At 35.3% G+C, this 12817-nt stretch carries 11 protein-coding genes; 6 read left to right on the forward strand and 5 right to left on the reverse strand.

Features of this window, described 5'->3' with window-relative positions; genetic code table 11:
- Window positions 1-2: 2 nt before the first annotated feature.
- Together DCO46_RS02615 and DCO46_RS02620 are read left to right on the forward strand one after the other, a co-directional pair.
- Entirely contained in the window at window positions 3-824 is an 822-nt protein-coding gene (locus tag DCO46_RS02615) for a hypothetical protein (RefSeq protein ID WP_116751041.1), read from the forward strand.
- Window positions 825-836: 12 nt separating this feature from the next.
- Window positions 837-2267 carry a glycosyltransferase family 2 protein gene (locus DCO46_RS02620; protein WP_116751042.1) on the forward strand — a complete coding sequence of 477 codons (1431 nt, stop codon included), beginning with the start codon at window positions 837-839 and terminating at the stop codon, window positions 2265-2267.
- Window positions 2268-2340: 73 nt separating this feature from the next.
- On the opposite strand, the gene DCO46_RS02625 is transcribed toward DCO46_RS02620, so the two are convergent.
- Window positions 2341-2688 (reverse strand): hypothetical protein, encoded by a 348-nt coding sequence (locus tag DCO46_RS02625; protein WP_116751043.1) that lies wholly within the window; start codon window positions 2686-2688, stop codon window positions 2341-2343.
- A gap of 241 nt (window positions 2689-2929) precedes the next feature.
- Between DCO46_RS02625 and DCO46_RS02630 the strand changes: the two genes are divergently transcribed.
- The 4 genes from DCO46_RS02630 (at window position 2930) to DCO46_RS02645 (ending at window position 8017) form a co-directional block, all read left to right on the forward strand.
- Window positions 2930-4510 (forward strand): FAD-dependent oxidoreductase, encoded by a 1581-nt coding sequence (locus DCO46_RS02630; RefSeq protein ID WP_116751044.1) that lies wholly within the window; start codon window positions 2930-2932, stop codon window positions 4508-4510.
- Window positions 4511-4525: 15 nt separating this feature from the next.
- A complete protein-coding gene (locus DCO46_RS02635) occupies window positions 4526-5284 on the forward strand; it encodes an SDR family oxidoreductase (protein WP_116751045.1) in 759 nt (252 codons plus the stop codon).
- A gap of 181 nt (window positions 5285-5465) precedes the next feature.
- Window positions 5466-6278, forward strand: coding sequence for a helix-turn-helix domain-containing protein (locus DCO46_RS02640; RefSeq protein WP_116751046.1), 813 nt, complete (start codon window positions 5466-5468; stop codon window positions 6276-6278).
- 74 nt (window positions 6279-6352) lie between these two features.
- On the forward strand, window positions 6353-8017 hold the full coding sequence (locus tag DCO46_RS02645; RefSeq protein ID WP_116751047.1) for a serine hydrolase domain-containing protein: 1665 nt from the start codon (window positions 6353-6355) through the stop codon (window positions 8015-8017).
- A gap of 7 nt (window positions 8018-8024) precedes the next feature.
- Here DCO46_RS02645 and DCO46_RS02650 read toward each other — a convergent pair whose 3' ends face one another.
- The 4 genes from DCO46_RS02650 to DCO46_RS02665 all read right to left on the reverse strand — a co-directional run bounded on the left by DCO46_RS02650 (window position 8025) and on the right by DCO46_RS02665 (window position 12575).
- On the reverse strand, window positions 8025-9383 hold the full coding sequence (locus DCO46_RS02650) for a S41 family peptidase (RefSeq protein WP_116751048.1): 1359 nt from the start codon (window positions 9381-9383) through the stop codon (window positions 8025-8027).
- Between the two features lie 44 nt (window positions 9384-9427).
- A complete protein-coding gene (locus tag DCO46_RS02655) occupies window positions 9428-10204 on the reverse strand; it encodes a hypothetical protein (RefSeq protein ID WP_116751049.1) in 777 nt (258 codons plus the stop codon).
- Window positions 10205-10258: 54 nt separating this feature from the next.
- Window positions 10259-11107: a T9SS-dependent choice-of-anchor J family protein gene (locus DCO46_RS02660; RefSeq protein WP_116751050.1), complete on the reverse strand. Its 849-nt coding sequence runs from the start codon at window positions 11105-11107 to the stop codon at window positions 10259-10261.
- 169 nt (window positions 11108-11276) lie between these two features.
- Window positions 11277-12575, reverse strand: coding sequence for a hypothetical protein (locus tag DCO46_RS02665; RefSeq protein WP_116751051.1), 1299 nt, complete (start codon window positions 12573-12575; stop codon window positions 11277-11279).
- Window positions 12576-12817: the final 242 nt, after the last annotated feature.

The following is a 12817-nucleotide window of genomic DNA, read 5'->3' on the forward strand; positions in this document are numbered from 1 at the left end:
TTATGACAGAGCTTTGGGAACTTTATAAAAGCAAAATTTGGGTAGAGCCTTTTCTAACCACTTCAATAGATATCTTTATTGTAGTGTCATTTGTTCTGTACTTACTGATTATCAGAAGCCGTAATAAAAAAATTAAAAAAGAAAGGCTTAGTGCCGGATATACTGTAATTATTGAAAGATTAATGTTTTCGATGATTTTTCAGGATCTTTCTTTTTCTGAAATTAAAGAAGATAAGGACTATGCCGTTTTACATCAGAAACCGTTTTTCAGGGCCGTTTTAACGGAATCAATTATTGATCTTCATAAAAACTATGAAGGCGTTTATGCAAGAAAACTGGAAGAATTTTATAAGGAATCCGGATTGATCAATAAATCCCTTAAAAAGCTGAAAAACCTAAAATGGGAAGTAAAATGCAAAGGCATTACCGAACTTGCAGAAATGAATGTTACGGAAGCTTTTGAAAGTATATTAAACGTCTCAAAAGGAAGAAATAAAACACTGAAAATTACGGCCCTGAATGCCTGCATAAAACTGGCAGGAACAAAAGGAATCGTACATCTGACCGGGCATCCCTATCCTATCGATGACTGGACTCAGATTAACATTATAAATGCATTTAAAAAACATGATATTGGGGATACAAAAGGTGTCGAACTTTTACTGGAATCACAAAATACAACTGTCATAACACTTGGACTAAAGCTTATTAAAGAATTAAAGCTTTCGCAAAAAGTGCCTTATGTAGCAGAATTAGCTGCCAGGGCTCCCAATAGTTTAATACAATATGAAGCTCAAAATGTGCTTCAGTCTTTTAACAGTTAAACGATATAAAAAATGACTTTTTTTAATACTGAAATAACTGTCTTCTTCGATTTATATCTTCTCCTTATTCTGGGTTATGCGATATTGATTATGTCGTCTTATCTTATATTGGCCTATCTTTCTACAAAAGAACTTAGGGAATACCTCAAAAAAAATAGTTTTGTAGATTACAATGTACTTCTTACAAGTGAATTTGCTCCCAAACTCTCGCTAATTGCACCTGCATACAATGAAGGTTTTACTATTCAGGAAAATGTAAAATCTTTGCTTTCATTAAATTACAACAATTATGAAGTGATCGTAGTGAATGACGGCAGTAAAGATAATTCGATGGAAATCCTGACCAGCACTTATGATCTTGTCCTGACGGATTTAAGCATTCATTCAAAAATTGAAACAAAAAAAATCAGAGGCATCTATACGTCAAGAAATGCTGCCTACAAAAAACTTATTGTCGTAGACAAGGAAAATGGCGGCAAAGCCGATGCCTTAAATGTGGGACTGAACATTGCACAGAATCCATATGTAGTATGTATTGATGTAGATTGTATTCTTGATAAGGATTCTTTACTTAAACTTGCTAAACCCTTTTTAGAATCACACGGAAAACGCATTATTGCGACTGGTGGCGTAGTACGGATTGCAAATCAGTGCATTATAAAAAATGGCCGTCTTGTCGAAGTAAACATACCTGATGTCATGCTGCCGAGAATTCAGGTTTTAGAATATTTAAGAGCGTTTCTTTTGGGAAGAATGGCCTGGGGCAGACTCGACGGACTGCTGCTTATCAGTGGTGCGTTTGGCGCTTTTGACAAAGAAATTGCTTTGCTGGCCGGCGGTTACAGTACAAAAACAGTGGGTGAAGATATGGAACTTGTGGTAAGAATGCGCCGTTATATGCTTGAAAACAAACTACCTTACACTGTCAATTACATACCCGATCCGCTTTGCTGGACAGAAGCACCGGAAGATTCCAAAATATTCAAAAAGCAACGCAGCCGCTGGATGAGAGGAACAATAGAAACTTTAAGTATGCACAAAAGAATGTTTCTTAATCCCCGATACAAACTGCTCGGAATGCTTAGCATACCTTATTGGATATTATTTGAATTCCTGGCTCCCGGTATAGAAGCTTTGGGCCTTATCATTACAATCCTGTTTTTTGCCTTTGGGTTACTTAACTGGCATTTCTTTTTACTGCTTTTGATGTTTGTATACTTTTTTGCGATTTTGTTCTCCGTAATCGCTTTATATAGCGAAGAAAGGACTTTTCACAAATATCCCAAACAAGTCGATTTTTTTAAGCTTTTACTGGCTGCTTTTATTGAGCCTGTATATTTTCATCCTTTAGCAGTATATGCTGCTCTGTTAGGCTATAAAGAAAAGATAATGGGAACCAAAGGCTGGGGCGAAATGACCAGGAAAGGTTTCACTAAAAAATAATTATAAAAAAATATGCAAATGCGTTTCCTGAAATCAGATAAACGCATTTGCAATTTATATAAGAGAGACGAATCTATTTTCTGGTATCAGTCTTTTTAATTTTCTTCTTATTGGTATAACTGGTATCGTTCTGGGCTTCGCTGTAGTTTGTATAAGCGGCACCATCTTTTGGGCTTGGTCCCGGCCCGCCGGAACTTGTGTCAGAACTTTTTGCATTGGTATCAATTGTGCCGGTATCATTGGTCACTGCTCCATTACTATTTACAGCATTTGTAGTATCTGACACGGCATTTAAACTATCAGACGGGTTAATGTTTGTATTTAGTTCATCGCTGTAACCGTCCTGATTATTTTTGCAGGAAAACAAAACTCCTGTCATAATAATCATAATTATAACCATTTTATTAATTAGTGATTTCATATTAATATTTTTTAAATGTTGTTGTTTTTCAAATGTAGAATATGCTGTAGTATATTTTTTACATCATTGCAATTGATTATTATAGAATTTTTCCTGCTCTAAAAATCTGGAAATATCGTACAACTGGCAATGCTATAATATTAAAAACTAAACATGTAAGCCATTTATTTTGTTGATTATTAGCTTTGAAAGAAAAGTTTAATGATCCTTTTATTATTACATCAACATAAAAAAATGCTTTATGGATAATTTACATAATGAATTAAATAGCGGAGCCATAACTTCCGGAGATAATGTTTCTTTTTGGATAGATTCCTCCTCAATTTTAGCTTATCAAAAACCCGATAAGAATATAGAAACAGAAGTTCTGATAATAGGCGGTGGAATCGCAGGTCTTTCTACTGCTTATAATTTGTTACAAAAAGGTAAAAAAGTGGTTGTTGCAGAAGATGGCTTTATTGCCAGCGGCGAAACAGGAAGAACCACCGCACATCTTGCCAGCGCTCTTGATGACAGGTATTATTATATTGAAAATATGCTGGGTGAAAAAGCGGCAAAACTTGCAGCAGAAAGCCACAGTGCTGCAATCGACGAAATTGAAAAAAATGTTACCACGCTTAATATCGATTGTTCTTTTAAAAGACTAAATGGTTATTTGTTTCTGCATCCTACAGACAAAGAAGAAAATTTGGATAAAGAATATACGGCTACTTTGAAAGCTGGTCTGCAAACGAATCTTTTAAATAATACTCCCTTTACAGCCGGAGGTGAAAATATGCGAAGTCTCGAATTTAGCAATCAGGCACAGTTTCATATTCTTCGCTATATGAAAGGTTTAGCAGATGCAATTGTTTCTTTGGGTGGTATAATTTATACAGAAGCTCATGCCGAAAATATTTCAAAAAAAGGAGCTAAAGTTAACGGTTTTGATTTCTTAGCTCAGCATATTGTTGTGGCTACCAATACGCCAGTTAATGATGTACTTACGATGCACACTAAGCAGCATGCTTACAGAACCTATGTCATTGCCGGTAAAATTCCGAAAGGGTCACTACCTTATTCACTTTGGTGGGATTCCGGAGATATGGAGTCAAAATGGGTTTCTCAGCCTTATCATTATGTTCGCCTTGAAAATTTTGATGACAAATATGACCTTCTGATTTCCGGCGGTGAAGACCATAAAACTGGGCAGGCAGATGAAGAAGAAATTTCTGAATCCAGCAGATACGATAAACTGGAAGCATGGACCCGTAACTATTTTCCGCAACTTGACGAAATCTCATACAGATGGTCTGGTCAGGTTATGGAACCTGTAGATTGTCTTGGATTTATGGGGAAAAATCCGGGTGATGACAATATTTATATTATTACGGGTGACTCAGGAAACGGAATGACCCATGCGACCATTGGTGCTATGATTATCAGTGACATGATAACAGGTGTTAAAAACAAATGGGAAGAAATCTACAGCCCTTCCCGAATTACTTTGAATGCAACTGGCGATTTCTTAAAAGAAGCCGGAAATATGGCTTCTCAATATTTGGACTGGATTGGGTCTCAGAATTTACAAAACACTGCAGATTTGCCTGCTGGCGAAGGCGGAGTACTTTCATCCGGGCTTAGAAAAATTGCAGTTTACCGTGATTATGATAATTCGTTAAGTGCTTTTTCTGCCATCTGTCCGCATTTGGGATGCATTGTAAAATGGAATCCGGATGAAAAATCTTTTGACTGTCCGTGTCATGGCTCACGATTTGCCAACGACGGAACTGTTGTAAACGGACCGGCAAAAACAGATTTAGCCAAAATTCATATTAAATAATTAAAACAAATCAACATGAAAAATTTATCAGACTTATTACAACTAAATATAAAACAAAAACGTATCGTCATCACTGGTGGTACAACCGGAATTGGTAAATCTATAGCAGATTTGCTTGTTTCTCTGGGAGGACGTGTAGTTATTTTTGGAAGAGATCATGAAGATTTTAATAATGCCGTAAACGATATAAAATCAAATTTTCCTGATGCAGAAATTTATGGTGCACCTGCAGATGTCACTAAAAAAGAAGATGTTGATATGATTCTTGATCTGATAGATAAAAAGCTTGGCGGAATAGATATTCTAATTAATAATGCTGCTTTAGCTGCCGATGGAATCACCACATATAAATTGGAAGAATGGAAATATGTCATTGAAACGAACATAACCGGGTATATTGTTTTTGCACAAGAAGCCGTTAAGAGAATGACAGAACAAAAATCAGGGCATATTATCAATATCGGATCAATGAGTGCCGAATCTAAAAGTGCTAAAAGTACTATTTATGTAGCTACAAAATCAGCTATCAGAGGATTTACAACCTCATTACGCAAGGAAATAAATCCTTTGGGAATCAAAGTCTCACTTATAGAACCCGGAGCCGTTACGAGCGATATGCAGACAGATCCAAAAGAAAAACAGAAACAAAAAATACAAAAAATGGAAATGCTGGAAGCAGAAGATATTGCACTAAGTGTTTTATTTTGTCTCGCACAACCCAAAAGATGTGATATTGTAAGTATGCAGATTCGTCCTCATTTGCAAATTATCTAAAAAGATAAGATTGGGGACTGAGTAAATTTAGAAACTGTTTATAAAGAGAATTTTGAATTCGGTATTTACTACTTTTAAAACTAAAAATTTCACCGTTGAAGTTTGAGTAAATCAGACTATATTTATAGACTTAAATATTTAATTATCAAACTAGTATTTCGATAAGCATATTTTTCCAATTATGAAATATTCACAAAAAGGAGAATTTTACGGTGAAACAAATAAAACCATTTGTCTTGAAGGTCTCACGCTGACAGACACTGTATATACGCATCCTAAAGTAGATTGGCATTTTCATGAAAATGCTTATTTTACTTTTATCCTTCAGGGAAATGTTATCGAAGGAAATAAAAAAGAAATCTACAATTGTTCTGAAGGAAATCTGCTTTTTCATAATTGGCAGGAAGCGCATTATAACATCAAACCTGACGGGTTTACAAGAGGTTTTCATCTTGAAATAGAAAAGAACTGGCTTGATGAACTGGATTTAAATACAGATACTCTGGAAGGAAGTCTTAAAATAGCAAATCCTACGATAAAACTGCTGATGTACAAAATATTCAGAGTCTCTAAAATTGAAGAAAACAATTGTGATCTCGCCACGCAAACTCTATTATTGGAAATTTTATCTAAACTGAAAAAAGACAATTTGAGAAGTGTAGATAAAAAACCAAAATGGGTAATTCAGCTCGATGAAATACTACATGACTTGTATTCAGAAAATCTTAGTCTTGATTATTTATCCAAAACCATAGATATTCATCCGGTGCATTTATCCAGAGATTTTTCAAAATATTTTGATTGTAATTTAAGTGAATATATTCGAAAGCTGAGAGTTGAAAAAGCGTTGTCTTTAATCGCGAAACAAAATTATTCTCTGACTGAAATTGCTTATCAGTGTGGCTTTTATGATCAGAGTCATTTTAATCGCTGCTTTAAGGAAATAAACAATATAAATGCTACACAGCATGCCCAAATATTTTTCGAAAAATAAGAATGATGTTAATTTCATCCTATTTTCAAAAACTACTATGCTCTAATTTTGGCATAAACTTTATAACCCGGACTATGACCCGAATTATTTTAATCCTGCTGTTTTCTTTTTTTGTAATAGTGACAAATGCACAAATTTCTGATTTGCATAAAACTGACGGAATCACAAATGTTATTCATAAAAATAATGTTGGCAGAATTGCTTTTATGAACGGAAATGTTCCGCTAAATCAATTTAAGCAGTCTGACTTTCTAAAATCTTTTGAGTTGAAATACCGATCTGATTTGAACATCAGGGTTTTTATGAATAATTCTGTGATCAATTACCTGCATCAGCTGGATTCGGATCTTCAGGAAGATCAACTTCTGAAAATGGGAAATCTGCAATTCAGCTTTTTTGTTGATAATAACTTAATTTATAAAGAGAACATTCATCACGGTTGTAACTTTGGATCTGGCGGAAACAAAACAACTTCAACCGTTTTTAGAGTTCCGCTTACGAGTACAAAAGGAGAAGACTGGTGGGCAATGTATATGTGGGACCGTTTTAGAAATAATTGTGGCGAAAAAGCATTAACGGTGGGTGCTCACCTGCTCAGAATCGAAATCAGACCTTATATTAAATTTACTGAAGAAAATATCAAAACAGGCGATTTAATAGCGCACGGTGAAATAAAACTTATCATTAAAAAACCAAAAATAACCGCCAAACAAATTGAAATTCAGAAGATAAGGCCAGGGAGTGATTGGGAAATTTCGGATTTGCCTTTTGATAAAGTAAAAATTAAAGCACTAAATACTGCCATCGCAGATTATACTCTGAAAGAAATTACAAGTGTAATTGTTATTCGGGAAGGAAAACTGATGCTTGAGGAATATTTTAATGATGCCAACAGAAATACGCTTCACGATACACGATCTGCCGGAAAATCATTTACCTCAACCTTAACTGGAATTGCAATACAAGACGGCTATCTTAAAAATGAAAACCTTACGCTGGATAATTTTTATGATTTAAAGAAATTTGATAATTATAATGTCTCAAAAGACAGCGTAAAAATAAAAGATTTACTCACAATGAGCTCTGCCTTTAATGGTTCAGATAAACAAAGTGAATCTCCCGGAAATGAAGAAAACATGTATCCGACAGAGAATTGGGTAAAATTCACTCTGGATCTGCCGATGGATAAAACCAAAAGTAACGGCAAACAATGGGATTATTTTACTGCCGGAGTGGTATTATTGGGAGATATTCTCAACAAATCTGTTACTCAGGGTTTAGAAAAATATGCTGATGAACGTCTTTTTAAGCCATTAAATATTACGCAGTACAAATGGCAATACACGCCACAACAAGTCGTAAATACGGCCGGAAGTTTACAAATGACTTCATTAGAATATGCTAAATATGCACAGCTTTACAAAAACAACGGAATCTGGAATGGCAAACAAATTTTATCACCCGAATGGATAAATAAAACGTTAACACGCCAAATTCAAATTCCCGAAAGAGAGAATCAGTTTTATGGTTATTTGTTCTGGAATAAAACTGTTCTGTATAAAGGTAAAAGCTACGAAACTTTTTATTGCGCAGGAAACGGTGGAAATCAATTTATAATTTTTAAAGATTTACCGATTGTCATAATAATCACTTCAAAAGCTTATAATAAACCTTATGGACATCCACAGGCAGATACGATTGTAAAAGACTATATTTTGACTTCGATACTAGGAAATTGATCTATGCTTACATTTTCAATTTCACAAAAGGATCAGCATCATTATTAACCGACCTCAAAGAGATTGTTATTAATGATTTCTGATTCTTTCTTGAATATGCAGTACCGTTTAAAGCATTGCTCAATAAAACTTCTTTTGGATTTCCCATTGGATAAATTTCCATTTCCTGAAGCTCATTTAGTTCAACAGAAGGATGTATTCCCAAGGCGTAATTGCCTTCTTCGTTAGCATTAAATAACTTATAAATAACCGGGTATAAAATCCATCCGGACTGATCAGAAAGTCTGTCATCTTTGATCTCGAAACCGGCAGCATCCTTCCCTGTTGTTTTTTCACCTATGGAAATTACATTCATATAAGGTTTCAGATTATTCAGGATAATTTCTGAAGCAGATGCGGTCCGGGTTCCGCATAAAACATATACTTCCTGAATTGGCGGATGGACTGCCCTTAACTGGTCAAAACCGACCTGAAGTTCATTCATTTCCAAAGCCTCTGCAAAAGTTTTACGAACCAAACCGCCATTTTTATTTCCTTTAAATACAATAAACAAATCATTTGATTGGATAGCCGGGGCGAGAATAATACTCAAAGCAGCAGCCGACGAAACATCTCCGCCGCCGTTATATCTTAAATCAACTACAATTTTGTTTACAGACTGACTTTGAAATTCCCTGAAAATCTGCAGAAAAGTTCCTGCCATTCCTATATCAAAATGCGGAATTTCCATATAACCTGTTTTTTGGCCATTCTGAATGATAACATTGTATTTTACAGGTTGCAAAAAAGTAAACCCACGGTTTATTTCTATTGGTTTTACTGCTGAAAAACCTGATGATGAAGAATATTCCTGTACTTCTAAAACTGTTTTGTCTGAAGAAGCCAAATCAGCATATAGATTCTCAAAATTCTGATTCGTGACCAAAACTCCATTTACGGATTTTATAAACTGCCCTCTTTTTAAGCCTGAGCGTTCTGCAGGAGAATCATTCAATACATACAAAATAAGAGCGTATGTCTGTTTCTCAAATTCGATAAAAGAAATATCAAATCCGTAATTGTTTCTGATACTTTTGGGAGAAGTTTCATGTAATGACGGGTGTACCGCATAAGAAAAACGGTCTTCTTTGTACAGTAACTGGTTAAAATATGTTTTTGGATTTAAAGCCAAATTCGTATTTTGAGGTATACTTTCATTCCACAAATAATATTTTTTCATCTGTTCGTACATCCAGTTATTTACATACTCATTGGTTCCTTTATCATATACGACCGGGTCATCATTTTGGCAGGATACAAAAAAGGAAAAAACAATAAGTAAAATACTTTTTAGAACAGAACGATATTGATTTATGAATTCAGGCATTAAAAATAAATTATACTAAAAATAGAGGTTTCGTGATTGAAAACTTAAAAGGAAAAGTAATCTGCTAAATTGATCATACCTTCTACACGGGCAAAACTATTGTCTGCATTTGCTGTTTCTTCTAAAACAACGATACCGGACTTGTTTTTTTGCATTACGGTACGAAAGGCAATTCTCTGACTGGAAACATACGATTCGGAAGTTCCGTGTTTTACCAGTTCCACCTCAATAATTGGAGGCAGGCTAAAGGTAAATTCTACAAAAGAACCTGCTTTATTTTTATTAATATTTTCGGATACACCCACAATCTGTCCGTTTATTTTTCTTATTACAGCGTCAATCGGACCCGTATAGCCGCTTTTAGAATATTTGTTGATATTTGGAAAAATAAATCTGTACCCTGTCAGTCCTGCTGCGCTCAGAGTCCCGGGTTTATCTGACATAAAATCGGTTACCAGTAGATTTTCTTTCATATAAAAAGAAAGGGTATCAACCGCTTTTTGAGTGGTGAAATTTTGGGAATATATAAGTTCTTTCGTTTTTTTATTAGTAACCTGAACGGTTTTAATTTCATTATCATAAAATACAAACTCAAAATCTTTTTCTACTTTTTTTATAAAAGCATCATGCTTTTTGTCGGCTGTCAGCAGCTTATTATTTACGGTTATTTGTATGGAATCCTGCAAAGCATTATAGCCTCTGATCACTATCTTTCCTGCTTTTTGTTCCTGGTAAAATGGTATTAATTCTTCATTGGCACACGATGTAAGCAAAAAAGTGGCGATAAAAAAAAGAATTACTACTTTGACTAAATTATCCATGAGTTGTACTTGTATAATATTTAAAATGGTTTTGTTTTAATTGAATATGATGACTTATTCTTTTATAAATTTTAATTTCTGAACCGTTGAACCTTCTTCAATAACCAGAAAATAAATTCCTTTTGATAAGGTACCAACCGAAACACCCGACTCATCATATTTTGATTCCTGAACAAAACTGCCGGCGGTGTTATATATTTTTAATTTTGTTTCTTCTTTATTAAAAGTCTCAGACAGGTATAACTGCAAATAATCCTTCACAGGATTTTGTTTTAAGAGTGTACCTCCTTTTGCTTCTACATCATCTAAGCCCAGTTTTTGAGCTGTAATCCACATTTTGTCTATTTCATATCCTATCGCAAAACCCGGTGGAGTCAGGAAAGCGATATAAACCTGGGACAGACCCACATAAGGAGAAATATCAACCAGATAATCATTAAATTCGACATCTAGCATAGTCCCTCTTGTAACAGTCACATTTTTTACGAGGGTAAAAGAGGCCGGGTTAGTATCTGTTGTCGAGACATATACATACAAATCTTCATTTTGTGGGCCATATATAGCTTTCTGAACAGTCAGGTTTAGCTCCATACTTCCTGCATAATAAGACAAATCTATTGCGGGAGCAATTGCCCAGTTTTTTTGTGCGCCCGGAAGATTTGAACCGGATGCTAAGTCGATACTGTAATCTCCTAATATCTTGTAAGTACCGCCAACTATAACACCATTCTCATCTACCTGAATATTGTTGCGCGTTCTCCAGCCATTGCCATCTCCGTCTTCATCGATAAAAGTCCAGTCTGATGCCTCTGAATCATCAAAATCATCTTCCCAAATTGTAAATTGCGCCGAGGCAACTCCATAAACAAACATACAAAGTAATACAAGTAATTTTTTTTTCATTTTTTGATATTTAAAAAGAGGCTGCCTGAAGAGTGAGAACAGAAGTGTACCCTATTGCTATATGATGAGCAAATACCAACAGAAATACACTGACCTATCCTACTCTTAAAAAAAAAACATAAACACTCTTCAGACAGCCCCCTAATATTATTTAATAATTATATGCTAATTAAAAACCTGTAAACTTAGTCCAGGTATTTGTCCAGTTAGCTTCTGTTTTAAATGCACCTGTCGCACCAGTTAAGTTTAACGTACCAGCATTAAAGAATGGTTGTGTTAAAGCCCATGGAGTTGCAGGATTAGCAGTAGATGTAGGTGTACCAATTGCCAGTACGCCAGAAGGCAATGTAATATTGGTAAACCCGTGAACTGAAATACCACTCCATAAAGAATTTGCAGGCAATGAAGGAGATTCCCATCTGATACCAGTAACATATCCTGTAACTGTAGCGTCAGTAAGACTGATTTCTCCTAATCTGCGAACGTGTATTGCATTTTCGTAAAGTGCTCCGTCTGTAGCAGAAGCTACACCAATGATAGACAACTGAGAGATTGTAGGTCTTGTGATAAGTGCAGTAGATGTTCCTGTTGCATTGTTATCCAACTCGATACCGTTTGAGTCAGGGCTTCCGCCGCTAGCACTGTGAGTAGAGTTTTTATCAGCAATAGCAATTGCTTTTGTAATTGTACCTCTGTAACCAAAATCGAAATCGAAGTTGTCATCATCCGGTGCAAAAGAAACTAAATGGCTAGCATTTACAACTCCTCCGAAAAATTCGAATGAATCGTCTCTTCCGTATGAAACCTGTACGTGATCGATAACTGTTCCGCTACCTACACCACCTAAAGTTAAACCATTGATTTCAACACCTGTTAAAGCATTTAATATACGTCCTGCATACTCGATACGAACATAGTTTATTGCACCACCATTGTGAGCATTATTTGATCCGCCATAGTAAAAATCAGACACATTTGGCTGATCTCCCAAACCTTCTATAACATTTGTAGTTACACCAGTATTAACTTGTGCGTCTCCTAAAACAACAATTCCGCCAAAATCTCCAGGTGTAGCAACTGTAGTAGCGTTTCCGTCTAACAATTTGTAACTAGTAAAGATAACCGGAGCAGCAGCAGTACCTTGTGCGTCTATCTGTCCTGTTTTTGTAATTACCAAAACTCCTGCGGCAACTCCGGCTGCCAATGGTTTAGCTTTGATATAAGTACCTGGCTGTATGGTTAATTTAGCCCCGATTACACGAACAACTCCATCAATTTCCCAAACTCTGTCGTTTGTCCATGTAGTGTTTGTAGTAATGTTTCCGCTTACAGTCTGTACTGTTGTTGGGTAACCTGAATAATCTGCGTTGGCAGATTTCATTGAAAACGACGAGTCAGTAGCTGCGTCATCGTTTTGACATGAGGTGAAGAACATAGTTGCAATTGCTAACAAAAAAACTTTTTTCATGATTACTAATTTTGATTACCTTTGCTGCTGATTTTACATCTGAGGTCGTTGGGGAGAGCAGCAAATTTTCTTCCCTCTGACCTTTCCTTTTTTTAGGTAAATTTTTAATAAGTTTTCCGTTTACCTGCCGGAGACTTATCCCATATTCATCTTTCATCTTTGGGGATTAATGAAAGGTTTATTTTCTTTTAAAATCAAAACAAACAATAGTCTTATCTGAACGTGAAAACCAATTTTTACCA

It is taken from the genome of Flavobacterium sp. HTF (assembly GCF_003105115.1).
Classification (GTDB): Bacteria; Bacteroidota; Bacteroidia; order Flavobacteriales; family Flavobacteriaceae; genus Flavobacterium.